This is a genomic window from Aeribacillus sp. FSL M8-0235, assembly GCF_038000355.1.
In the GTDB taxonomy this organism is placed as follows: domain Bacteria; phylum Bacillota; class Bacilli; order Bacillales; family Aeribacillaceae; genus Aeribacillus; species Aeribacillus composti.
In genome coordinates this window covers 1,741,207-1,766,324 of record NZ_JBBOBW010000001.1, presented here as the reverse complement: position 1 = coordinate 1,766,324, position 25,118 = coordinate 1,741,207, and the positions used below count along the sequence as shown (strand labels likewise).

Annotated in this window: 20 protein-coding genes, 2 tRNA genes and 1 pseudogene; 10 read left to right on the top strand and 13 right to left on the bottom strand. The window is 39.1% G+C overall.

All coding sequences use genetic code 11. The features are described from left to right. Positions 1–47: 47 nt before the first annotated feature. Together NSQ71_RS08520 and NSQ71_RS08515 are read right to left on the bottom strand one after the other, a co-directional pair. Entirely contained in the window at positions 48–1,508 is a 1,461-nt protein-coding gene (locus NSQ71_RS08520; RefSeq protein WP_066246629.1) for an aldehyde dehydrogenase family protein, read from the bottom strand. A 655-nt stretch (positions 1,509–2,163) separates the two neighbouring features. Next, entirely contained in the window at positions 2,164–2,481 is a 318-nt protein-coding gene (locus NSQ71_RS08515; protein ID WP_063389580.1) for a helix-turn-helix domain-containing protein, read from the bottom strand. 137 nt (positions 2,482–2,618) lie between these two features. Here NSQ71_RS08515 and NSQ71_RS08510 point away from each other — a divergent pair, with 137 nt between their 5' ends. Together NSQ71_RS08510 and NSQ71_RS08505 are read left to right on the top strand one after the other, a co-directional pair. Further along, entirely contained in the window at positions 2,619–2,894 is a 276-nt protein-coding gene (locus NSQ71_RS08510) for a hypothetical protein (protein ID WP_063389581.1), read from the top strand. A 58-nt stretch (positions 2,895–2,952) separates the two neighbouring features. Beyond that, positions 2,953–3,378: a hypothetical protein gene (locus tag NSQ71_RS08505; protein WP_340733675.1), complete on the top strand. Its 426-nt coding sequence runs from the start codon at positions 2,953–2,955 to the stop codon at positions 3,376–3,378. A 123-nt stretch (positions 3,379–3,501) separates the two neighbouring features. Here NSQ71_RS08505 and NSQ71_RS08500 read toward each other — a convergent pair whose 3' ends face one another. The 3 genes and pseudogenes from NSQ71_RS08500 to NSQ71_RS08490 all read right to left on the bottom strand — a co-directional run bounded on the left by NSQ71_RS08500 (position 3,502) and on the right by NSQ71_RS08490 (position 6,927). Beyond that, complete coding sequence (locus NSQ71_RS08500) at positions 3,502–4,881, bottom strand: methyl-accepting chemotaxis protein (RefSeq protein WP_327848633.1); 1,380 nt, start codon at positions 4,879–4,881, stop codon at positions 3,502–3,504. A 254-nt stretch (positions 4,882–5,135) separates the two neighbouring features. Further along, positions 5,136–5,948 (bottom strand): annotated as a pseudogene (locus tag NSQ71_RS08495) (pirin family protein). A 10-nt stretch (positions 5,949–5,958) separates the two neighbouring features. Continuing rightward, positions 5,959–6,927, bottom strand: coding sequence for an MBL fold metallo-hydrolase (locus NSQ71_RS08490; RefSeq protein ID WP_445684588.1), 969 nt, complete (start codon positions 6,925–6,927; stop codon positions 5,959–5,961). A 141-nt stretch (positions 6,928–7,068) separates the two neighbouring features. Here NSQ71_RS08490 and NSQ71_RS08485 point away from each other — a divergent pair. Both NSQ71_RS08485 and NSQ71_RS08480 read left to right on the top strand, forming a co-directional pair. Continuing rightward, positions 7,069–7,145, top strand: a tRNA-Pro gene (locus NSQ71_RS08485). A gap of 1 nt (position 7,146) precedes the next feature. Beyond that, positions 7,147–7,234, top strand: a tRNA-Ser gene (locus NSQ71_RS08480). 169 nt (positions 7,235–7,403) lie between these two features. On the opposite strand, the gene NSQ71_RS08475 is transcribed toward NSQ71_RS08480, so the two are convergent. After that, a complete protein-coding gene (locus tag NSQ71_RS08475) occupies positions 7,404–10,550 on the bottom strand; it encodes an efflux RND transporter permease subunit (RefSeq protein WP_340733672.1) in 3,147 nt (1,048 codons plus the stop codon). Between the two features lie 149 nt (positions 10,551–10,699). Between NSQ71_RS08475 and NSQ71_RS08470 the strand changes: the two genes are divergently transcribed. Further along, the gene (locus NSQ71_RS08470; RefSeq protein WP_340733671.1) at positions 10,700–11,557 is read left to right on the top strand and encodes a TetR/AcrR family transcriptional regulator; all 858 of its coding nucleotides are present in this window, start codon (positions 10,700–10,702) and stop codon (positions 11,555–11,557) included. Positions 11,558–11,593: 36 nt separating this feature from the next. Here NSQ71_RS08470 and NSQ71_RS08465 read toward each other — a convergent pair whose 3' ends face one another. Next, complete coding sequence (locus NSQ71_RS08465) at positions 11,594–12,784, bottom strand: MFS transporter (protein WP_063389587.1); 1,191 nt, start codon at positions 12,782–12,784, stop codon at positions 11,594–11,596. A gap of 317 nt (positions 12,785–13,101) precedes the next feature. Next, positions 13,102–13,245 carry a hypothetical protein gene (locus NSQ71_RS08460; RefSeq protein ID WP_158640157.1) on the bottom strand — a complete coding sequence of 48 codons (144 nt, stop codon included), beginning with the start codon at positions 13,243–13,245 and terminating at the stop codon, positions 13,102–13,104. A gap of 151 nt (positions 13,246–13,396) precedes the next feature. Between NSQ71_RS08460 and NSQ71_RS08455 the strand changes: the two genes are divergently transcribed. Continuing rightward, positions 13,397–14,029, top strand: a complete 633-nt coding sequence (locus tag NSQ71_RS08455; RefSeq protein ID WP_066246620.1) for an NUDIX hydrolase — start codon at positions 13,397–13,399, stop codon at positions 14,027–14,029. A 21-nt stretch (positions 14,030–14,050) separates the two neighbouring features. On the opposite strand, the gene NSQ71_RS08450 is transcribed toward NSQ71_RS08455, so the two are convergent. Both NSQ71_RS08450 and NSQ71_RS08445 read right to left on the bottom strand, forming a co-directional pair. Continuing rightward, the gene (locus NSQ71_RS08450; RefSeq protein ID WP_340734421.1) at positions 14,051–15,391 is read right to left on the bottom strand and encodes an MATE family efflux transporter; all 1,341 of its coding nucleotides are present in this window, start codon (positions 15,389–15,391) and stop codon (positions 14,051–14,053) included. Positions 15,392–15,538: 147 nt separating this feature from the next. Continuing rightward, positions 15,539–16,273 carry an SDR family NAD(P)-dependent oxidoreductase gene (locus NSQ71_RS08445; protein WP_339195488.1) on the bottom strand — a complete coding sequence of 245 codons (735 nt, stop codon included), beginning with the start codon at positions 16,271–16,273 and terminating at the stop codon, positions 15,539–15,541. 551 nt (positions 16,274–16,824) lie between these two features. On the opposite strand from NSQ71_RS08445, the gene NSQ71_RS08440 reads away from it, so the two are divergent. The 4 genes from NSQ71_RS08440 to NSQ71_RS08425 all read left to right on the top strand — a co-directional run bounded on the left by NSQ71_RS08440 (position 16,825) and on the right by NSQ71_RS08425 (position 19,895). Beyond that, a complete protein-coding gene (locus tag NSQ71_RS08440; protein WP_066246618.1) occupies positions 16,825–17,145 on the top strand; it encodes a hypothetical protein in 321 nt (106 codons plus the stop codon). 54 nt (positions 17,146–17,199) lie between these two features. After that, entirely contained in the window at positions 17,200–17,727 is a 528-nt protein-coding gene (gene msrA / locus NSQ71_RS08435; RefSeq protein WP_340733669.1) for a peptide-methionine (S)-S-oxide reductase MsrA, read from the top strand. Positions 17,728–18,003: 276 nt separating this feature from the next. Then, positions 18,004–18,336: a DUF485 domain-containing protein gene (locus NSQ71_RS08430; RefSeq protein ID WP_063389591.1), complete on the top strand. Its 333-nt coding sequence runs from the start codon at positions 18,004–18,006 to the stop codon at positions 18,334–18,336. A gap of 20 nt (positions 18,337–18,356) precedes the next feature. Next, positions 18,357–19,895, top strand: a complete 1,539-nt coding sequence (locus NSQ71_RS08425; protein WP_340733668.1) for a solute symporter family protein — start codon at positions 18,357–18,359, stop codon at positions 19,893–19,895. A 481-nt stretch (positions 19,896–20,376) separates the two neighbouring features. On the opposite strand, the gene ilvD is transcribed toward NSQ71_RS08425, so the two are convergent. The 3 genes from ilvD to NSQ71_RS08410 all read right to left on the bottom strand — a co-directional run bounded on the left by ilvD (position 20,377) and on the right by NSQ71_RS08410 (position 25,107). Then, the gene (gene ilvD, locus NSQ71_RS08420) at positions 20,377–22,053 is read right to left on the bottom strand and encodes a dihydroxy-acid dehydratase (protein WP_340733667.1); all 1,677 of its coding nucleotides are present in this window, start codon (positions 22,051–22,053) and stop codon (positions 20,377–20,379) included. A gap of 163 nt (positions 22,054–22,216) precedes the next feature. After that, the gene (locus tag NSQ71_RS08415) at positions 22,217–22,996 is read right to left on the bottom strand and encodes a TIGR00266 family protein (RefSeq protein WP_063389744.1); all 780 of its coding nucleotides are present in this window, start codon (positions 22,994–22,996) and stop codon (positions 22,217–22,219) included. A gap of 1,199 nt (positions 22,997–24,195) precedes the next feature. Then, positions 24,196–25,107, bottom strand: a complete 912-nt coding sequence (locus NSQ71_RS08410; protein WP_144597008.1) for an NAD(P)/FAD-dependent oxidoreductase — start codon at positions 25,105–25,107, stop codon at positions 24,196–24,198. Positions 25,108–25,118 lie beyond the last annotated feature (11 nt).

Sequence of the window (25,118 nt, the reverse complement as noted above, 5' to 3'; positions counted from 1 at the left end):
TCTTACAATAAATCACTCCCTACACAATGTATAGGGAGTTGTCGTCATTAAAACGGAAATTGACGCTCTTTTTCTTGAACTGAAACCCATTTTGTCACGGTAAATTCGTCGACAACCCATGGATTTCCGAAACGTCCTAAACCGCTTCCTTTGTTTCCGCCGAATGGAATATTTGGAGCATCATTGACTGTTTGGTCATTGATATGGGTCATGCCTGAATCAATGGACAACGCAAGCTGTTCCCCTCTATTCAAGTCGCTGGTGAAGATAGAAGAACTTAAACCATATTCGGTGTCATTTGCCATTTCAATCGCTTCTTCATCTGATTCAGCCTTAATGATTGTCGCGATGGGCGCAAAAACTTCTGTTTGCGCGAGCTTGCTTGAATTTTTGACATTCGTAAAGACAAATGGAGTGAGGACGTTTCCTTCTCTTTTCCCTTCTAAGACAAGTGTTGCGCCTTCCTTCTTAGCTTCTTCAATGTAGCTTAAAGCTTTTTTCAGCTGCGTTTCATTGATTAATGGTCCAATGACCGTATTGGGATCGGAAGGGTTCCCATAAGGAAGAGATTTTGCTCTGGAAACAAATTTTTCCACAAATTCATCGTAATGATCTTTATGAACGATAAAGCGATTGACGATCATACAAATTTGTCCTTGGTGGATAAACTTGCCGAAAACAGCGGCGTTCACTGCCTGGTCTACGTTGGCATCCGACAGCACGACAAACGGACTGTTGCCTCCAAGCTCCAGCGCAACCCGTTTCAAATTGCGGCCAGCAATTTCACCGATATGTCTGCCAACGGCGGTGGAGCCGGTAAAACTAATTAAGCGCGGAATCGGATTTGTCAGCATTTCATCACCGATTTCAGGAATATCGGTTAAAATCATGTTGAAGACTCCTTTTGGAAGTCCGGCATATTCAAATGCTTTCGCAATGATCGAGCCTCCAACAAGACCTACCTGTATATCCGGTTTATGGACAACGCTGTTTCCTAATGCAATCGCAGGAGCGATTGTTCTCATCGATAAATTCATCGGGAAATTGAACGGTGATATTGATGAAATCACTCCGAGCGGAAGACGGTAAATTTTGTTCACTTTCCCTTCAATTGCACTTGGGACTTCCCTGACTTCATGTATGGCTCCTGCATAGTTCAAGGCTTCTTCGAGAACCTCCAGCGTCAAGTGCAATTCTACATTCGCCTTTAAAACTGTTCCGCCTGTCTCACGAGTGATAACGCTTACAATTTCATCCTGATGAGACTTTAAATATTCTGCTGCTTTTCGAATAACTTCCTTTCTTTCTTCAACAGACGATTTCGCCCATTTTTTTTGTGCCTGTTGAGCGATTTCAAATGCTTCTTGCACTTGTTCTCTTGTTGCTAAACGCACTTTTGTGATGAGGGAATTATCGTAAGGATTAACATCTTCAAATATGCTTTCGCTTTTTCCTTCAACCCATTGTCCGTTAATATAGCTTTTATTGTAGTTCTCAAATTTCTCCATTTGGTCCCCTCCTAAAAATTCCGAATTTTCAATCCAATTTTATTAGTTTATGGCGCGGCTGTCAATCATTAAGCATCATTTCATATTTTTCGTCCTGCTGTCATTGTATCAATTTGCTTGGCCCGCCATGAAATTGGCGAGCTTCTAAAAAACCTTTCATTGAGAACTGTAAGATTTTCTAGGAAGCTGCATCAACATAGCAGTTATGCTCCGTTTTATAGATAAATATGTTTCGCTGCCGACTTCCATTCCAACTCAAATCCCAAATATTTCTCGCTTTATTACGACAATGTTTAAATGATTTTCGAGTCATTTTTATTGAAATGGTTCAGAAGTTCCATTTGATTGTGCTTTTGAAAAGTGGATCAACTGTATATAGTTTTGTTCAAACATACTTTTTGGCTTCTTACATTCTAGCAAAATATTTTAAGCCGATGCATCAGCATGTTCCATTTTTACTGTGCATATGATACGGCAGTTACTTGCCTGGATCTAAAAAGCGGTGATTCAACTCTCCATAAAAATAAAATAATAAAGAGAATTCTCACCGCTTCCAAAAACTATCAAAACATGGTAAAATAAAAAGGAACATTTGTTCGTTTATTTTCGGTCTGCCTTTCGTCACGAATTCATGAAGGGATCAAGGGATGGAGGGTTATTTTTGAAAAGAAGATAAAAAAACATACAATGCTTTCTTTTGCTCATCATTTAAAGTAGAAAGAATATGTTCTACTTGATCATCAACAAGGGATATGTCCTCGTTATCGATCATTTTAAAAAAGCTTCCCATCGGTATATTAAATCTTTGGCAAAATTTTTGAATGAGGCTAATAGGAATTTCTTGTTCACCATTTTCGATTCTAGAAAGCCTTGGCTGAGAAATTTCCAAATCCTCGGCCAGTTGAACCATCGATATATTATACTTTTTTCGCACTTCTCTTATTTGTTCTCCGATTTTTTTATTGATTTCCATCTGTTACATTCCTTCTTTGCTACTTCATCTATAATATAGTTTAACGTTTTCCTATTTTACTTTCAATTCGTTTTGTATTACTATAAAAATGAATATTTTTTATTCATTTTTATCTTCAAAGGGTTGGGTGAGCATAGATGAACTTTGAGCAAGCTTTCAATGAATTCGCTTATAATCGAATTGAGCAAGCTTTGTTAAATCGACAAAACCGTGAGCTCAAAGCTCTATACAACGAGCTTGAAGAAAAGCTTAAAAAGCTGGGCATAGCCAAAAACGATTGCGATGATTTAAAAGGAACCATCTATTGTTTGATGGATACTCAAAATTTGCTAGTTTATAGGCAAGCACTTGCAGATGTCATTTCCTTTCTTATCAAACTGGAAGAAACAAAAGCGGGCACCGGCCAAAAATAAACAATTCTACGAAAATATTTCCCGTTCATGCTGATCAAAAGGGTTTTTGGGGGTCAAGATGTTGACAAATGAATTAAATCCTTCTTTCTATGAACATCGTAACGCACAATATTTTTCACTGCCTCTCTACATATTTAATAATGAGTATAAAAAAGACCATCATGAATCAATTATTGAACAGCATCTACATAAAAATGTAAAAAATAGGTATTTTCAAGTCCCGGAATTCGTTTTTAAAGAATTTGCCAAAGGAAATTTGTCTGAAGTGTGTGTCTGGATTTTATTGACTTGTTTTTATTTGCTCCATATAAACAAGAGAAACGGCTTTAGCGAAGGGGAAATTTTGCGGCTCGTAATGGAAGCGAGGAAAAAGACATGTTCTTATCCATCATTAAAAAAATGCTTTAAGCATTGTGTTGCGGAGTTAAAGAGAAGCGGATGGATCGAGCAGAAAAACAGGCTAATCTTTCTGAAAATTTTTTGAGTATTCATTCTCTTTTTTTTTAATTTTCTTGTTTGAGAGAAAAGAAAAACGCGGTTGTGAAACCGCATTTTTAAATAAAAGGGCGAAAATTATATCGTTTCAAAAAGGATTAAAACCATCTGCTTATTTTACTATTAAATCGACACCGATAACCCCGACGATGTCTCCGTTCTTATGAATGGGGAAGGAAATGGTGATGCACGGTTTTTTTGTAACAGCAGATGTATAGATGCTTGATATAAAGATTTTATTTTTACTAGCTTCGATAAACCAAGGACGGGCTTTTGCATTTATTAAGCCTGCAGGAGGGTTGGAATAAACGAATGTACCGTCCAGTCGATTCGACCAAATAGCTTCGATATGCTCGTTCTCCTCAAAAAATTGATCCAATGCTTTTTTATGAACATCCGCATCTAGTTCATACAGTGGAAATTGTGTTAAAAGATTCATCACTTTTTCTTTCATTTCGTTGATTTTTGCCAAATCTATTTCTGTAATTTGTTGAAGCTGATCCCTTTTGACTAACGTTTGCAGCTCTTTAGAGGTTTGATCCAATGTCTCGCTGATGGCAATCATCTCTTCAATATGCTGGTGCTGCTTATCCATATCTTCTGAAACTCTCAGTGCATAAGTTTTATTTTCATGAGCCATATCTGATATTTGCTTGAGCACCGTAGTAATTTCCTGTACATGATCACACTGCAATTCGACAGCGTCTTTCGAATCCGATACCATTGATGTGATTTTGCCCAACGATGTTTGAAAGGAATGGATAACATCAATTAAAGATAGTAATTCAGCCACATTCTTTTTCATCTGATCGTTTTCCGATTTTACCATTTTGGTCGAAAACTCAATTTCTGATTGAATCGAAGAAAGAATTTGATGTGTTTCTTCAACCGCATCATGCGTTTGGTTTGCTAAATTTCCAATTTCATTTGCAACGACCGAGAAGCTTTTCCCATGTATTCCGGCTCTTGCCGATTCGATATTTGCATTTAATGCAAGTATTTTTGTTTTTTGGGAAATCGCTCCAATCGAAGAAAGAATGTGATCCATTTGTTTGGAAAAAGAAACGAGCCGATCCATTTGATCAAGAATTTTCAAATGATTTTGCCGCAGCTGTTCCGTTTCTTCTTGTATTTTTTGCAGCTGCGTTTTCGATTTTACGAGCTGTTCATAAAATAATATGCTTGAGGAATGTATCTCTTGAGAAGATGCTGTGATTTTCACAGCTGCCTCTTCAATTTTACGCATCTTTTCTGAAACGTTATTTGTGTCTTGCGCGGTCTGCTCAATATGCTCTAATAGCTGAAACGTGCTTTTTTTACTCGAGGAAGATCGTTCATCAAGGGAAACAGCGGTTAATTTCATTTGCTCAATGACGCCTTTTAATTGATCCGCAGCAACTTCCACCTGTGCCGCAAACGAATCCTCCATCTGTTTTTTTTGTCTATCTTCTTCATGATCCGCTGCTCGATTCCATTTTTTTAAAAACAGCATATTTATCACCTACTGTCTCCACTAATTTACTCTTTATTGTAACAAGCCGAACGAGAACGAAACATGATTTATGTCACATAATCTGACACAAAACATTTCAATATACAACCATTCGACAGATGCTACCTTTTTTCTCGTTTTTTCTTTATCATTGTTGAATTTTGCGCTTTCCCGAGAAATAATTTTTATTTACAAAATAAATACTCTCCTTCCGTGCAAAAAAGGAGGAGAGTTTATCAAACTGTTATTCTCTTTCATTCAAACTTTCCTGTTTGATAGTCGACGATTGCTTGCCGTATTTCTTCTTTCGTGTTCATAACAAACGGACCGTAAGCTGTGACAGGTTCATGGAGAGGTTCTCCCGCATATAGAAGCAGCCGGAGTTTGTCTGTCGCTGTGACAGTTATGTAGCTTTCCTCTCCCTCAGCACCCTTTGTTAAAAACAGCACTTGCCCTTTTACCCCTTTTGTTTTGGACGCACCAAACAAGCCTTTTCCTTCCAAAATATAAAGAAAACCATTATAGCTTCCCGGAAGATCTTGATGTACGGACGCACCAGGTTCCAGAATCATTTCCACCATCGTGACAGGAACGTAATTTTTTAGTCGGCGCTTGAATACCTTTTGACGAACCAGAAAAAATCCGAATTAACGCTCCTTTTTCTTTTCTAACTGGCATGTCAGCACTTTTCAAATTTTGATAGCGGGGAGCTGTCAGTTTTTTTGAACTCGGCAAATTAACCCACAGCTCTAGACTGTGAACGGTAGATCCAGGTGCAGGATCTTCTTGATGAATTACTCCTCTTCCAGCAGTCATCCATTGAACATCCCCGGCTTTGCTTGCCATATCCATTTTTGTTATCAAAATGCTCCAAAATCCCGTCAATTACATATGTGACAGTTTCGATTCCCCGATGGGGATGAAGGTCAAACGTCCCTTGCTGAAAAATATCCTCCGCAAGCATTAAAATCGATCATATTCCTCCCAATTACCAGGTTCTAACATAAACCCATCGGATTATTCGTTTGGAACGCAACATTTTTAATTTTGCGTATATCTCTTTCCATACAAGCCTCCTTATCTATTTTCTGCTTTTTGCAAGTAATCAATAATCCCTTGCGCACAAATGCCCATATCGATTTTTAAATACTCGTGCACTTGATGATCTTCGGAAATATGTTTTTTCTTTAAGTAATCTTGCAACGTGCTGTACAATCTATCAGATAGAAGCTTTGATTTTTCTTCAAACGGCAAGCTTCCATGCTCTTTTACAACCGCTTTGCCTTGATCTACAAAAATGTCCAGCCAATATTTTAGCTGTTTATAAACTTCCTCTGGATGCTCGCTCATGCCAAAATGACCGAAAAATATTTTCGAAACGTTTAATGCTTCGATTCTTTCGCATGATTCAAGCATTTTATCCGGATCGAACTGGTTAGGAGAAGTAGACGGCAAATAAAACTCTAAGTCTGAATCTAAGAGCATTGAATAAAAAACCCCGATCGTGTCGCCGGTAAAGATGCCGTTGCTTTTGGAATCATGTATACAAAAATGGTGATTCGCATGACCTGGTGTGTGATAAAATGTCAGCACGCGATCATCGCCTACTTGAAGCGTTTCCAAATCTTCTTTTACAACTAGCTGGTCTTCTGGCACGGGCAAAATCGGGTCAAACAATTTTTGAAATTGCTCCTCTCCATACACCGTTTTGGCGCTGGCAATTAATCTGGATGGATCTTGCAAATGACGTTTCCCGCGGGGGTGGACGAACACTTTTGCTTTTGGGCAATGTTCAAGAAAAAGCCCGACACCTCCCGAATGATCTAAATGAATGTGCGTAACAATGATGTTGTTAACATCCTTCGGATCAATTCCTAAACTTTCAAGACCTTTTAATAAATATGGGACAGACGGGCTCGCGCTTGTTTCGATGATGGTCAGCTCTTTTTCGTGAAGAACGTAAGCCCCTGTTCTGTTTTCTAATCCTAAGTCAAAAAGATCAATTAATGTGATGTCATCGCCAATGTTTTGTACCTTCAATGTTATGTGACTCCTTTCTTTTATTTGCCTACTACATAATTCAACAAAAAAAGATTAATTTCCTTTTCCAAACTTTTTGTTGATTGGTTAAAATTTTTTGATGACAAATTTTTTATTTTAATATACAATATCAATGCTGACGTTTTTCGGGAAGTAGCTCAGCTTGGCAGAGCACCACGTTCGGGACGTGGGGGTCGCAGGTTCAAATCCTGTCTTCCCGACCATGGAGAAGTACCCAAGTGGTTGAAGGGGACGCACTCGAAATGCGTTAGGGCGGGCAACCGCCGCGTGAGTTCGAATCTCACCTTCTCCGTTTAAAAAACGCGCTAAAAAGCGCGTTTTTTTATTGCCGGAATTTGAATAATTGACCCTTTTAAAAATTTTTCAAAACAATTGATATTCTTATTTTCATAAAAACTGTTTCAGCAAGTTATGCAAAAAACCTGAAAAGCCTATTTAGTGCTTTTCAGGTTTTTTGCTTATCATTCCTCGATTGGAGCTTTTCTTCTAAATTTGCTTAATACTTCATAGACGATTGGAACAATGATGAGAGTCAGCAAAGTCGAGCTGGTCAATCCGCCGATGACGGTTAAACCAAGTCCTCTCGAGATCATGCCTCCATCTCCTTCATAACCTAATGCGAGAGGAAGCAATGCTCCAACTGTTGCCAGCGCAGTCATTAAAATCGGTCTTAGACGAGTTGCCCCTGCTTCAATGAGCGCATCTCTTGTAGAAAGTCCTTCACGCTCTTTATGAATGACACGGTCAATTAACACAATCGCATTCGTCACAACAATACCGATTAACATGAGCGCACCGATCAAAGCTGAAACGCTCAATGTTTCTCCCCCAAGCCATAGCGCTACAAATCCGCCGATGACGGTAAATGGAAGTGAAAATAGAATGGCAAAAGGCGCAAGTCCTTGACTAAACGTAACCACCAGCACAAAGTAGACAACAGCGATGGCAGCGAGCATAGCCAATCCTAATTGTGAAAACGACTCATTGATCTGTTCGGACACTCCACCTGTTTCAATGTTCACACCAGGCGGCAATTCTAAACCATCTATTTTCTTTTGAATGTTTGCATTTACTTGGCTAACGTCATTAGTAGTAATCTCTCCGCTGACTGATACTGCAAATTTTCCGTCGCGTCTAGTAATCGTATTGGATGTTTCGCCTTCTTTTACTTTCGCTACATCTCCAATTTTCACATTCATGCCAAGTGGGGACTGAATGGTTTTCTTTTTCATCTCATCAATCGAATCAAATGTTTGCTCTTCCCCTTCAATATAAACTTCAATGTCTTGACCTTCTTTTTGGATTGTTGTTAAAACCGGCCGTTCATGCTGTTGGCTTAATGCCATCGCAATTTGCCCAGCGGTCAATCCTAGCTTGCTCATCTTTTCTTGATCAACAACAAACGTGAACTCATCATAAGTTTTCGATAAACCTGATTCGACATTTTTCAAGTTTTTTTCATCTTCCAAGATTTTTTGCACTTTTTGGGCGACAGGCTCAATATCTTCCATCGAATCGCCAAACACATACAATGTGTACTCATTGCTTGCCATCATCATGTCAATGGTGCCCCAATCGCCTTTTTCGTTCGTTAATTCATTTAAGTCTTTAACAATTTTCTCCTTTTCTTTTTCAAAATTCGGTGTGTCATCTTCATACATAATAAAGAAAATGGCCTGATTTCGATTTCCAGGATTCATCGGATTTTCGCTTCCGACAGACAATTGAATCGTTTTTACATGATCACGGTCGACAAGGAAATCTTCTGCCTTCAATGCGATATCTTCTACTTCTTCCAGCGTTTGCCCTGGATCCGGATCATACGTTAAGATAACTTGCTTTTCTTGTTCATTCGGCAAAAAGCTTACACCGATGACAGGAATTAAAAACAGACTGGAGACAAGAAGCAGAATCGCAATCAATGATGTTATCCATTTATGGTTCAAAGACCAATTTAATATTTTTTTATAGTTAGTAACCAAAAAGCCAGCTTCCTTTTCTTTTTCGCCTTTCCGTTTTACTCCTTTTTTAAATAAAACGTGAGCAAGTGCCGGCACAATAGTAATCGCCACTAAAAGGGACGCTAAAAGCGAGAATACAATCGTAAGGGCAAACGGCATAAATAGCTGTCCGACCATCCCTTCGACAAATGCGAGCGGCAAGAAAACCGCTATCGTCACAATGGTTGAGGACATAATAGGAATAAACATTTCTTTTGTCGCTGCAATAATCAGCTCTTTCCCTTTTAACGGCTCCCCTTTTAATGTCATCCGTCTGTAAATATTTTCAATGACGACAATCGAATCGTCAATGACGCGGCCGATCGCCATTGTGATAGCTCCAAGCGTCATCATGTTCAACGTGATGTCCATTTCACGCAAAATGATTAATGCAATTAATATGGAAAGCGGAATTGACACCACGGAAATCAACGTTGAACGAATGTTGCGCAAAAACAGCAAAATGACAATAACTGCAAAAATCGAACCGAACAGAGCTTTATTCAGCATTGTTTCAACAGATTTTTCAATCGGTTCTGCTTGGTCCAGCGTTGAAACGACTCCGAGGCCTTTATATTCGTCTTTTAATTCATCCAATTTTTCTTTTACTTTATTTACGACTTCAACTGTATTCGCATCAGTAGCTTTTACAATTTGCAGTCCGATTGCTTCTTTTCCGTTCGTTCTTGATACGGATTCAGCTTTTCCGACGATTTCGATATCGGCAATTTCTCCTAATTCGACTGTTGGCAATTCAATGCTTTGCTGCTGGATCGCCTGATTTGGCGCTGCACCATTTGCTCCAGACAAACCGTTTGGCACTTGGCTCATTTGCGCCTCTCCGGCTTGCTGCCCTTGTGCTGATCCTGTGACTGGGATTTTAAGCTTTTTCAAATCGTCAATTGTCGTAATATTTCCGTCAACGACAACAGACTTTTCCGTGTCTTTAAATGTATAAAGACCTAATGGCGCACGGAGATCCGCACCTTGAATATAATTTTTTATTGTTTCCTCATTTAGCCCGAGCTCTTTTAATTTGTCTTGATGAAAAACAAGCCGCCCCTCTTCTACCTGCTGTCCAGAAGTTACAATGCTTTCTACTCCATCAATTCCTTTCAATTCAGGAACAATGATGTCTTCAACCAGTTCAGTTAATTCAGGAAGTGTTTTTCCTTCATCAAAAAAGCTCACTGTATAAACAGGGAAAGCGTTCATGCTAAATCTTGCAATTTTAGGCTCTCCTGCTCCATCAGGAAGTTCGACTTGTTCGATTGCCTTTTCAGCTTCCTCTTCTGCTCGTTCCATATCTTTTTCAAATTTGTATTCGATTTGAATAGAAGATGCATTTTCAAACGAATTAGAGCTGACGATTTCCACCCCGTTCAAATTGCGAACAGCTTCTTCAATAGGAACCGTCACTTTCTCTTGTACTTCTTCAGGGGTTGCACCTGGATATGTAGTCGTAACACTTATGATGGGAGTGTTTATGTCCGGGATCGTCTCCAGCTTCATATTAAATCCAGAAAATAGTCCCGCAAAAATTGCAATGATAGTTAAAATCCAAATAGCCAGTTTATTACGGAGCGAAAATTTAATAATGTTCTCCACCAAGTCCCATTCCTTTCATGAAGATTTGACAATTCTCCTTTTTTTATACATACTTATAGTAAGTTGACTATATAGTCATTATAATTGACCGGTTAACTAGTAGTCAACTAAACTAATAAAATTTTTTCCGACAATAAGGGGATGTTCATGTGAAAGAAAAAGAACGTTTAATCATTGAAGCTGCGATGAAGCTGTTTGCTCGAAAAGGCGTTTCTTCCACCTCCATCCAAGAAATTACCAATGCATGTGGCATTCCGAAAGGTTCGTTTTATTTTTATTTCAAGTCAAAAGACGAGCTGTTAATTAAATTATTGGAGCAGTTTTTTAGTCAGTTAAAGAAAAAAACGGAGCAAATCGGGGCAAATTACGAAGATCCAAAAGAGCGGTTTATTAAACAATTGTCTGTTCAATTAAAAGAATTTTTGGCGCATAAAGAAATATTTATTACGCAGATGCATGAAAATTTAAAAGAAAATAATGAAAAAATTGATTCGTTGTTACAAAACCTAAGAAACGATTTTTTTCATTTTTTAACAAACAATCTGAAAAACATTTACGGCAAGTCAATTGATAAGTATATAGCAGATGTAAACATTATCGTTCAAGGAATCTTTTTTTCATTCATTCAGTTCCTCATATTTGAAAATAGGGTGAGAGTAGATGAGGAAAAATTGGCAAAATACATTTTGCAAACAGCAGATGATTTAGTTAAAGGAATGCTGGCAAAACAAAATGACCCCATCATTCCAGCTGAGATCATGACCAAAATGTTCAATCATTCTCAATCCCCCAGCCATCCGTTGAACATTTTAAATGAGATAAAAGAAATGAGCCGTTCTATAATCGATGATGGACAGTTAAACATTACGATTGAAGTGTTAGAAGCTGAAATAACGGCTGAAAAGCCAAGAATTCCGGTCATTAAAGGAATGTTGTCAAATCTCCATGAATATCCTGAACTACGCTACTTGGCCAATCAACTAGCTGATTATTTTCAAATTAAATGAGCCTCTAAAGGGTTAATTCCTTTAGAGGCTGTATTTTTACTCCAGCTCCAACGCTTTTGTTTCTTGTCCAAACAATAGAACAGCTAGTGCTCCAATAATAATGGCAGCGCAAAAAATTGAAAAAATGGCTACCATGGAAACTTTGAGAGCGGCTAAATAACCAACTAATAAAGGTCCGAAAATGCCACCAATTCTTCCGAACGATGCGGCCATTCCAGCACCTGTCCCGCGAATTTCTGTTGGATAAAGCTCAGGTGTATAAGCATAAAGCGCTCCCCAAGCCCCTAAGTTAAAAAATGATAAAAAGATTCCAGATATTAAAAGCTCTGCCGTTGTATCGGAAAATCCGAAAAAGAATGCGCTCAGTGCAGTGCCAAATAAATAAAGAGAAAGAACAAATTTTCTACCAATTCGTTCAATGAGCCACGCCGCACTAAAGTATCCCGGAAGCTGTGCAATAGTCATAATAAGAACATACTCAAAGCTTTGCACTAAACTGTAGCCTTTCATCATCACAACGCTTGGAAGCCATAAAAACATCCCGTAATAAGAAAAAACAACAGAAAACCACAACACCCAAAGTACAGCTGTTTGTTTCACATATTTTTTTGACCAGACAGCTGCGATATTTTTCCATACATTTGATTTTGTTTGTATCGATTTGAATTTTTTTGAATCCGGAAGCTTCATGCGCAAATAAATCGCATAAAAAGCCGGAAGAGCTGTTAAAATAAGGGCGAGACGCCAGCCAAATTGAGGGATAACAAAATAAGATATAATTGCCGCGATCAACCATCCTGCAGCCCAAAAACTTTCAAGCAGCACGACCATTCTTCCCCGATCCTTTGTCGGCGAGCTTTCTGATACTAGCGTTGATGCTACTGGCAATTCACCCCCCAGCCCCATGCCGATAAAAAATCTTAACAGCAAAAATACTGCTAATGTGGTTGTAAAAGCCGACAGGCCGCTGCCGATCGAAAATAACAATAATGTGATAATAAAGACAGTTTTTCTGCCAATTTTGTCTGACAAGAGACCGAAGAAAAATGCCCCTACAGCCATGCCGATCGAGTTGATGCTCCCGATCCAGCTCATTTGTTCTGCCGTCAAATTCCAATCTTCTTTTAACGCGGCAATGATAAAAGATAAAATGCCGACATCCATTGCATCAAAAAGCCATGCGAGTCCCGCAATGCCTAATAGCTTTTTCGTTGACATCTCTTTCATCTTGTCAACTTCACCTCTTTCTGATGTCTTTACATATGTTTTGTTATATGTAAACTATATCATATTTTACATAATTGTCATGTTTTTTGTTTTATAAACGAAACATAATATTGTGCCACCGGCATATGAATCCTATAATCGCAATTTCAGACCATCTTTGCAGCGTTTCATTTATTGCAAAAGGTACAATTCCTTGAAATTTCTACTTTCAGAAAAATCCTTAACAACTAAAAAAGATCCACAGAAATCATTTATATATTCTGTAGATCTTCGCCATTTAAAAAGGAATAGGAGACAGCATTTTGTCTATAAAATTTTTATTTTTTGTTTTTTGTCCCATCTTCTACGTTATAGGCTTGACCATATGCTTCACGGGACGGTTCATATAAGTCATGTACATCCGTTCTTCTTTCGAGTTCCGTTTGTTCATGTGTACGTTTTTTGTTTTTAAACCACTTCATTTTTGCTCACCTCTCATATATATCATCATCTTCTTATTTATTGTTGCGAAATTTTTTACGTTTATTCGAAAATATGCATGCCATTCGCCAACCAGTTCTTTTTTTCATTTATAATGAAATTAATCGATTATGTTAGATTGAAGGTGACAGTATGGAGATCGAAGATATTATAAAGAAGGTTAAAAATCATACTCCGACGATAATTGGGATGAATCGTTTAGTAAAATTTGCGGTATTGCTTCCGTTTATGCGAATAAATGATGAAGTTCATTTGTTGTTTGAAGTACGCGCCAAAAAATTAAAAAGGCAGCCCGGCGAGATTTGTTTTCCAGGTGGGAAAGTTGAGCCGACCGATCACGATGCAAAACATACAGCTATTCGCGAAACATCAGAAGAGCTAGGTATTTCAGCCGATATGATTCAGCATGTATATCCGCTTGATTATGTGATGACTGCCTACGGAACGGTTGTTTATCCTTTTGTTGGCATGATCGACCCTGACGCTTCGTTAGAGCCAAACAAAGACGAAGTCGGCGAAGTATTTACAGTTCCTTTTCAATTCTTTTTAGAAACGAAGCCAGAAATTTATGAAGTTCATTTTCGGGCAGAACCTGAAGAAAATTTTCCTTATGAAAGCATCATCGGGGGAAAAAAATATAAATGGAATTCACCGAAAATAGAAGAACATTTTTATTATTATAAAGATAAAGTGATTTGGGGGCTGACAGCCCGGATGATCTACTATTTTATCGATATGCTGGAGAGCGAGCCATCCCTAAAATAGCTTTATGGGATGGCTGTTTATTTAAGCTGTACCGTGAAACAATTCTTTTTTCCTCCACCCGCCGAGCCTAAAATATAAAAAGGCGAATAAGCTGGAAATAACAAAGCTGACGCCCATTCCGACACCGATGCCGTCTTCGCCGATCCAATTGGAAAAAAGGTATGTGAGCGGGTAACGCAGCACCCAAAACGAGATGATGTTTAAAATTAAGACTTGCATCATCGCACCAGATCCACGAACAACACCGTTTAACACAAAATTGATGCCAAGAAACGGATAGAAGAAAGCGACGATTTTTAAATAATTCACACCAAATTGCACCGCTTCTTCCTCCTGGATAAATAATTCCACACCAAAACGGGCGAAAAAGAGAATTAGCAATGATATCAAAACCATAATAGCTAAATTATACATCAATCCATATTGAGCAATTTTATAAACTCGATCCCATCGATTTGCACCAATGTTTATGCCTGCCAAGCTGTTGACAGCAGTTCCGAGGGCCATTGCGGGAAGCAAGATAATATTATCGAGCCTCTGAGCAGCGCCGAATCCGGCCAGCGCGTCTTCGCCAAAACTAGCTACAACGCTCATGATCGCCGTCACTCCAGCGGAAATGACCATCATTTGCATGCCGGACGGAACCCCGATTTTTAAAATAAGAGAAACTTCTTCTTTTTTCGGCATACGCGGCCATGTAAAAGGAACTAATTTGTAATGAATCGCCAAATATATTCCGAATAAAAAGGCGATCCCTTGGGAAATCACTGTTGCATAAGCCGCTCCGGCTATGCCGAATTGAAATCCAGAAATAAATAATGGATCTAAAGCGGCATTTAAAAGAACAGCCAAAACAACAAAATAAACCGGGGCTTTGCTTTCTCCAAGTGCACGCATCAATGTCGCCACAAAATTGTAGCCGAATAAGAAAATAATTCCAAGAAAATTAATTCGCAAGTATAAGGATGCATCTGCAACTAAACTGTCAGGTGTTCCAAGCAAAAATAAAATCCGTTCGGCAAAAATAAATCCAAAAACTCCAATCAAAATCGATAATATAAACAGCGTGACAACAAAGGCATTCACATACCGTTTCAACCCTTGTTCATCGCGTTTTCCTTTTAATTGGGACAAAATCGTTAATGTTGCTTGGTTGATCCCGATAATGAAAGAAAGAATTGTGAAAATGACAGTTCCTGAGAGAGACACTACCCCTAATGCACGAGCCCCCAGCAAGTTTCCAACCCATAAACTGTCAATTATTTGATACGAAACTTGAAGCAAGTTCGTTAATAAAATAGGCGAGGAAAAAGTGATGAGCTGCTTTAAAATATTTCCTTCTGAGTAATCCGTCTGTTTCATCCAAGAATCACCTTTTTCTTTCATCTTACATTGACGCAGCCTTCGAATAAGCAAAGTGCCGCTCGGTGAAGGATTTACGACCACGTCCTGCTGAGAGCTTTTTTTGAACGAATGGGGCTCTCTTGCTTCCTTACCTTTTATCAAGATTTATTCTTCATATATCATTTTTTTCGTCATGCCGCCGTCAATAATAATATTTTCTCCCGTAATAAAATCGTTGTCGGGATGAGTTAAAAACAAACACGCTCTGGCAATATCATCCGGTTTTCCGACTCGCTTTGCAGGATGCTGTAGATGATCACGCTCAGTAAGCAGTTCATAGTTGTTCGTTTCAATCCAGCCGGGGCTTATACAATTGACTCTGATTTTGTCTTCCCCCAATGAAATAGCTAAAGCGTGTGTTAAAGCAACGATGCCGCCTTTAGATGCAGCGTACGCTTCCGAATCTTTTTCAGACATGAACGCTCTTGTTGAAGCAATATTAATGATCGAACCTCCCCTTTCATTTTCTCGCATATATTTTGCCGATTCCTTTGCAAATAAAAATACGCTGCGAAGATTTGTTTGTAATATGTCATCCCATTCTTCAACCGTTAGCTCATAAAGAGATTTAAATCTTGAAACACCTGCATTGTTAATCACAATATCGATTCTTCCCGTTGTATGTTTGACCGTTTCTATTAATTTGATGACGTCCTTATGATTTTTGACATCCGTTTTGATAAACATCGCTCCATATTCCTCAGCTGTTTCCTTTCCTTTTTGTTCATTCACATCCGCTATCACAACTGTTGCTCCTTCTTTTGCATAGGCGGAAACGATCGCTTTCCCGATCCCTTGTGCACCGCCGGTTATAATGACTGTTTTTCCTGCAAAGACCATGTCGATTCCTCCTCTTATCGTTTTTTTAAATCCTGCTCTTGTTTTCGATTACTTCCGTTGGAAATAACAGGGTCAGCCCCACAATATTGAAAATTTTCATTTAAAGATAGACTTTTTTCGTTGAACGCAGAAACCGTCTAAAGATCTTTTATGCAAGCTTTTTCCCTCCTTTTAGCTTCGGCTACTTAAAAGGTTGGTTTCACCATCTTGTGTTCGAGCTACTAGTTCAATCTGGCTGCAAATCTGGAAGCTTGCAACCTTCCCCTCCCCTAAATCGAAAAAAGAGTCCCCCTTGAAAAAGATTGACTGTTAGCTCAGAAGACACGCAGCCTGATATAAAAAGATCCACTCTACTCGCCTAAACGGAAGCGAATTAATTTTTTTGTATTGCCTTTTTTCGGCTACAGATTTTACATTTCTTCAATTTAGTCGCTTTTAGATAGCTCACTCATTTATTATATCATTTATAAACTTAATCAATTGACAACAACGTGCAGCATACATAAAATACAATTAAACAGATCGGAATAAAAGTCAGAAAGGAGATACCTTTGGCAATTAAATTGACAACTGTTTTCATCTTTGTTTCCATGATTATCTCATGGCTGTTTGGCATCTATTCGCTGTCAAAGTTTTACACACCAACAATCATCATCCCGATTTTTAACAATTATTATTGGTCTACTCCATTTGTCGGAATGTTAGGTTTAACTGTTTTCTTTTCCATCGTATCAGTAGCGGCATTTTTTATCTTGAAATATAAAAATTTTAGAAAACGAACCGCGATCTATTCTATAGCCTCCATTTTATGGATAGCTATTATCGCTGGGCAATTTAAAATTTTACTGTTTAATCTCGGGATTTGCCATTAACTTTATGATATTATTAAACTTTAACTCATTCTAACTGGACCAGGAGTGAAGAAATTGGAGAAGAAGCTAGAGAAAGCAACATTCGCCGGAGGCTGTTTTTGGTGCATGGTAAAACCTTTTGACCAGTGGGACGGCATTGAGAAAGTCATTTCTGGTTATACGGGCGGGCATGTTGAAAATCCTACTTATGAACAGGTCAAAACAGGGACAACTGGGCATTATGAAGCGGTACAAATCGAATTTGACCCAACGGTGTTCCCATATGAGAAGCTCCTTGAAATTTATTGGCAGCAAATCGATCCGACCGATGACGGCGGACAATTCCACGACAGAGGCAGTCAGTACAGGACAGCCATTTTCTATCATTCAAATGAGCAAAAAACGCTGGCAGAACAATCTAAACTCGCCTTAGCCAAAAGCGGAAAATTCAATAAACCGATCGTAACCAAAATTTTACCGGTTGCGCCATTTTACCCAGCAGAAGAATATCATCAAAATTTTTATCAAAAAAATCCAGAAGCATACAAAAAAGATCGGGAAATCTCCGGACGGGATGAATTTTTGCGAAAGCATTGGAAATAAAAATGATCGAAACAGTAAAATCTTACAATAGATTTTACTGTTTTTTTGAATGGCCATCACTGATTATGCATTCATTCAGCTTCCTGATTTCCGGACATCCAAACGCATTTGTGTAAACGATTCCATTTTGTGTGTCAATGCAGCCTCTCACTTCCAAAATGTTACAAACGAAATTTTGAAAACGTTTTACAAAAATGATTGACTATTTTTTTAGCATAACTTATTATTGTAATTGACAAAAAATTACGAATATTACCAAAGAAAGGGGATGGTACAATGGAAACATTCGGAAAGGAAAAAGAACAGGGGGAGCGCATTCTCGATTATGAGAAAATTGTTGCAACGAGCAAATTTCAACAGTTGATTCAAAAAAAGCGGAATTTTATTGTACCCATTATAATCGTTTTTCTCATCACTTACTTTTTATTGCCGATTCTCACGGGTTATACATCCATCTTGGAGCATAAAGCAATCGGATGGATTACATGGACGTGGCTCTATTCGCTTGGTCTTTTTGTCATGGTTTGGGTGTTCGCTACGATGTATGTAAAAAAAGCGGAAACATTTGACCAATTGGCGGAAGAAATTATTGAAGAAAATATAAAATAAAATAAGGGGGCTGCACTTTCATGAGTGTACCAGCATTTATTCTGTTTTTAATCATCCTTTTAGTCACGTTATATATCACGTATTGGGCTGCAAAAAGAACAAAAACCGCAAACGAATTTTATACAGCCGGCGGAGGCTTGACTGGGTGGCAAAATGGACTTGCGATAGCTGGAGACTATTTATCAGCCGCATCATTTCTTGGTATCGCAGGCGCCATCGCATTGAATGGATTTGATGGTTTCTACTACAGCATCGGCTATTTAACCGCATATCTCTTCGTTCTATTCATCGTTGCAGAGCCTCTCAGAAATTTAGGAAAATATACACTCGCAGATATGATCAACTCAAGATTCAGTGAAAGAAAAGTCCGTGCAACAGCTGCTCTTAGTTCCATCACAATTGTTATATTTTATATGATCGCACAGCTTGTTGGTGCAGGTGCACTCATTAAATTGTTATTGGGGATTGAGTATTGGATCGCCGTATTGATCGTTGGAGTCATGATGACCATTTACGTATTATTTGGTGGAATGACTGCAACTAGCTGGGTGCAAATCATAAAGGCTGTATTGCTTATGGCAGGAACGGTCATTATTTCATTCCTAGTTTTATTGAAATTTAACTTTAATATCGTTGGCATGTTTAACGAGATGTCACAAGCGACTCCACACGGCGAAAACTATTTACATTCAGGAATTGTATTTAAAAATCCGCTCGATTTACTTTCCATGATGCTGGCCTTAGTGTTGGGAACGGCAGGGCTTCCTCACATATTAATGCGCTTTTTTACCGTTAAAGATGCACAAGCTGCACGTGCGTCAGTAGTTAATGCAACTTGGGTTGTCGGAATCTTTTATGTCATGACAATCTTCTTAGGATTCGGTGCAGCCAAATTTGTCGGTTCAGAAACGATTATAGCCGAAAATCCTGCTGGAAATATGGCGGCGCCGCTGCTTGCGAAAGCACTTGGAGGAGATTTCTTAATGTCCTTTGTTTCTGCAGTAGCTTTTGCAACAATATTAGCTGTTGTTGCAGGTTTAGTTTTGTCTGGTGCGTCCGCATTCGCGCACGACATTTATGGACAGATCATTAAAAAAGGAAAAGCTACGGAAAGACAGCAAGTGTTAGCTGCAAGATGGGCTTCTGTAGGCGTTGCCGCATTTTCAATCCTGCTAGCCCTTGGCGCTCAATCATTAAATGTTGCATTTCTTGTGTCTCTTGCGTTTTGTGTAGCGGCAAGCGCTAATTTGCCCGTCATTGTTTATACGATTTATTGGAAAAAATTTAACACTGCCGGAGCGGTCACTGCCATGCTGGCTGGTTTAATTACAGCGATTGTATTAGTGTCAATCAGCCCAAATGTCATTCATCCTGAAGCTGGAAAAGCCTTTTTTGTCGGCGATCCTATTTTCCCGCTGACAAACCCAGCGCTCATATCAGTACCAGCAGGTTTTATCGGTGGTTTGATTGGTACGCTTGTTTCCGCCAAGCGGGATGAGAAAAAATATGCTGAAGTGACGTTTAAAGCCAATACTGGATATAAAGAAGCCGAAATGTAAGCGCTTGAAAAATAGATGAAGGGGGTGTCTGATAAGTCGTTTTTACGGCTTATTGACGCCCCCATTAATGTTTTAGAAACGTTGATATATCGGTGTTGTTTTCAATGGCGATTTGACTTTCTGGACAGCCCCCTTCAACTTTAAAACATGAAAAAGCCCATTTGAAATCATTAAAAAATGGGCTTTCATAATTTCCTAATGAAAAAAACAATCCGTTCTCGTGCTTCTTCTGAATCCTTTCTCTGTTTTATATGCGTCAAAACGAGATGAGCAGATCTTTGTTTCACACTTTCTGTATGTTGCTTCCCCTCATCTTTCCAGCAGTATTGGATCAGAAAAATTCGCCAAATCAAGTGAGATCATCTGAAAAATGCTAGAAAGACGCGGCAGTCGCTTCTTTCTAGAAATATGTGCAGCTATGAATAATATAGGAAAATCTGTCCAATTTTTAATTTTTTGAAAAAGGGGGCAGTTAGTGACGTCAAATTTTCATAATGCCGCCTGTGCTAGCAGATGTAACCAGTTTGGAATAGCGAGCTAAGTAACCGGTTTTCACTTTTGGCTCAAAGCCTTTCCATTCCGTTTTTCGTTTGTTCCATTCCTCTTCTTTAACATGCACATCAATCGTCCGTTTTTCAATATCGATCACAATACGGTCTCCTTCTTTTACAAAGGCAATCGGTCCGCCTTCCGCAGCTTCAGGTGATACGTGACCAATCGATAAACCGCGGGATGCACCGGAGAAACGTCCATCCGTGATGAGAGCAACTTTCGGTCCAAGACCCATCCCAACAATTTGTGATGTCGGCGCAAGCATTTCAGGCATTCCCGGGCCTCCTTTAGGACCTTCGTAGCGAATGATGACAACATCCCCTTCTTTTACTTTTCCTTTCGCAATTCCTTCAAGCGCTTCCTCTTGAGAATCAAAAATTACGGCAGGGCCGTCAAAATGAGTGATTCCTCCTTGAACGCCGCCTGTTTTAATGATAGCGCCATCTGGAGCTAGGCTTCCAAATAATACGGCAAGTCCGCCTTTTTCAGAAAACGGATTATCAATTGGGCGAATAACGTTGTAATCTTTTACTTCGCATCCGGCAATATTTTCACCGAGCGTTTTTCCTGTTACCGTCATGCAGTCTAAATGAAGAGTTCCTTCTTTTTTCGTCAACTCATTTAATACGGCGGAAACTCCCCCAGCTGCATGTAAATCTTCAATATGAACATCAGATGCCGGCGCAAGCTTTGCTAAATGAGGCACTCTTTCCGCCACTTCATTGATCCGTTCAAGCGGATAATCAACGCCTGCTTCATTGGCAAGGGCTAAAGTATGCAAGACCGTGTTGGTCGAACCACCTAACGCCATATCTAAAGCAAATGCGTTATCAATTGCTTTTTCCGTCACAATATCACGAGGTTTTAAATCCATTTCGATCAATTTCATTAATTGTTTTGCCGTTTGTTTGACAAGTTCTTTCCGTTCAGGCGAAACAGCTAAAATCGTTCCGTTCCCTGGCAGGGCCAAACCTAATGCTTCAGACAAACAGTTCATTGAGTTTGCTGTAAACATGCCTGAACAAGATCCGCAAGTCGGACAGCCGTACATTTCAAGTTCTTTTAATCCGTTTTCATCTATTTTTCCTGATTGATAAGCTCCTACTCCTTCAAAAACTGAAGATAGGGAAATTTTCCGGCCGTCGCTTGTTCTTCCGGCAGCCATCGGCCCTCCGCTGACAAAAATCGTCGGAATGTTAATCCTCATAGCTGCCATCAACATACCAGGCGTAATTTTGTCGCAGTTCGGAATGCAGACCATGCCGTCAAACCAGTGTGCATTGACGACTGTTTCAACAGAATCAGCAATAATTTCTCGGCTTGGCAGTGAATAGCGCATGCCGATATGCCCCATTGCAATTCCGTCATCGACACCGATCGTATTAAATTCAAATGGCACGCCGCCAGCTTCGCGAATCGCTTCTTTTACAAGCTTTCCAAATTCTTGTAAGTGAACATGGCCTGGAATAATGTCCACATATGAATTAACAACCGCAATAAACGGTTTATCAAAATCTTCTTCTTTTACACCAGCTGCGCGCAACAAGCTTCGATGCGGTGCACGGTCAAACCCTTTCTTGATCATGTTGCTGCGTAATTGCGCCAAAATAAATCCCCCCGCTTTTAATTCCTTTTTTAATTTTCAATTAATTTTAATATTTAAATATTATACTACTATTTTATTTTTTTCACAAAGGTTTTTATTATGGCCTTTTTCATTAAAAAAAAGAGGAATCGTATGCGCCGCTTCCTCTTGTCATTGCAAATAATCAATCTCCATCAAACAAATCCCCAATTCCGCCTAAAATGCTGCCTTCATCTTTGCCTCCACTTTGCGCGGCCAAAACTCTGTCAGCTAAACGGCTGAAGGGCAATGATTGCACCCAAACAGAACCCGGTCCACGTACGGTTGCGAAAAACAGACCTTCGCCGCCAAAGAATGCCGTTTTCACTTTGCCGACAAATTCGATATTGTAATCAACATCTTTTGTCATTGCTACTAAACAGCCTGTATCAATTTTAAGTTTTTCTCCTGGGAGCAAATCCTTCTGGATAATCGTTCCGCCTGCATGAAGAAAAGCTAATCCATCTCCCTCAAGCTTCTGCATAATAAACCCTTCACCGCCGAAAAATCCTGTCCCTAATTTCCGTTGAAATTCAACTCCGACGGAAACCCCTTTTGCAGCGCAAAGAAATGAATCCTTTTGACAAATGACCTTCCCGCCGAATTCCTTTAAATCAAGCGGAATAATTTTTCCGGGATACGGAGCGGCAAAGGAAACATGTTTTTTTTCCATCTGATGATTTGTAAACACTGTCATAAATAAGCTTTCTCCAGTAATCAAACGCTTCCCTGCGCCAACCAGTTTACCTAATAAACCTTTTGATTGATTACTTCCGTCACCAAAAACTGTTTCCATTTCAATACCATCGTCCATCATCATCATGGCGCCGGCTTCTGCTATGGCGCTTTCGCCAGGATCAAGTTCAATTTCGACAAATTGCATATCGTCTCCATGAAGTTTGTATTCAATTTCATGAGCGACCATAGTTTCACCCCAATAATTGTAATTTTTTGAATATGTAATATACTCATCATAGCTCTTTTTCATCCATATTGCCATAATTTTTTTAAGAATCTCTATGACCATAGAACCAGTGCATAATACCACTTTGAGCAATCCGTTCGATTTCTTTTTTCAATCGGGCTTCGGTGCAATATGAATGTTTTGTCCTAGGCAAGGAAAAAGAATTGCTTGCAGCAAAAAAGCCAAAGGATTAACGGCTGCTCAGTTAAACGATATATCTACTTCATTTGCAAAATGCAGATGTAAAATAAAGTTTGATAAATAATCGTCTTATATAAAATTGAAAGTTTGATCAAAAATCCTGTTTATTTAGAATTTATCCTTTAAAAAAGCAAAACAGAATTTGATCGAATTTAATCGATTTAGGAGCGAGAAAATCAGCCTCTAAATCCGAAAAAACTAATGAGGTATTGGTACAGCTCGAACAGTTAATACAGGGCTGACCAGTTTATAAAGATAATATAAAAAGTTAATTGATGAAATTATCTGAGTAATAGATTTTCGAATAAACTAACATCACTGGATATGGAATATTCGTTCTGGATCGCTGCTGAAATAATTTCGCAGAAGCAATTTGAGAAATTATAGATAATACCTTTTATTAGGTGTATTTTTATTTTTACTTCAACAAAGGAAAGCAGCTGCAAATGAATCTTATCGTGCAAATAATATAGAATGATTTCTTGTCTTTGATAAAAATTCCTATGTAAAGCTGGAGAATAGTATGTGAAACATACACTTCAACAATTCGGGGCTTTAGTTGAAAACATCTGAGCCTTCATCGTAAAAAAATTAAAGATTGAAGAGAGCTTTTTCGCCAAAAACAAATGCTCAATCCCTATCATGTGCAGAACTTCCATTTTCGGATTCTCACTTATTTGATCACATTTACTTTCTCTGTAGCCGTGAAAGGCTGTAATCATAAATATCTTCATGTCAACACAAAGGAGGGCATCGAAACTTCCAGCGCTCAAAACAATTGATGTCCTCCCCCTCCTAGCTTTATGTTCAGTCAACTTTTTCCAATTCTAATTCAAGACAAATCCGAGCATTCGCTCCTAAATTGCTCGTCATTCTTTGTCGATAACTTTTACGGTCGTAAAATCGGCAATATAAAGGAGCCCTGAACAGCTCGGAATTTTCAGATCTATCAATCAACATCAAGTCCGTTGTTCCTCTAAAAGCCGTTTATGAATCCAAATCGCTGCTTGGATTCCATCCCCCATTGCGATTGCAGCTTGTTCCGAGTGAGCCGCAACGTCTCCGGCTGCCCAAACATTTTGGACGCTCGTTTCTTTCGTCCGTGCATGGATGACTAGATGCTTATTTTCTAATCGCTCGGCGCCGAGCTGAGCGGCAAGATCTGAATGAACGCGATTGCCGCCAAATCCGAGGAAGCCTCTATCCGCGAAAAGGCGTCTTCCGCTTTCCAATTCAACTCCCTTAAACCATTCACCGTCTCTCATCACTTTCGTTAACCGTTCTTTTATGTATTCGATATTTTTATTAGAAAGTTCATTTTTTAATGCAGCATTAATTTCTTCTCCATCATGATTCACGTACTGAATGTCTTTCGTCCAGTACGTTAGTGAGAGAGCCAGCTTCGCTCCTGCTTTTCCTGCCCCCATTACAATGACCGATTTCCCATCTACTTCATATCCATCGCAATCAGGGCAAACATATACCGAAATGCCTAAACAATGCTTTATTTCTGACAGCACTTCTGGTATGCGGTCGGTAACCCCTGTTGCAATCAGCAATTTTTTTGTTTTGTATATGCTGCGATCGTCCGTTTCGATAAGGAAATCTTTTCCTTGCTTTTCGACTTTTGCTGCCAGCTTTTTCAAAAATTTTACTCCGTATTTTTCTGCATGTTCTCTTCCAAGAGTACGCAGTGTCTGTCCGCTTACCCCGTCAGGCCACCCTAACAAATTATGATAGCTTCTGCATAGCGTCGATCTTCCGTTCATCTTGTCGATGACTAAAACATTATGTTTATACCTTCCAAGCATAATGGCCGCAGATAAACCGGCGATCCCGCCGCCAACAATGATGCAATCGTATGTTTTCACTTTTCCACCCT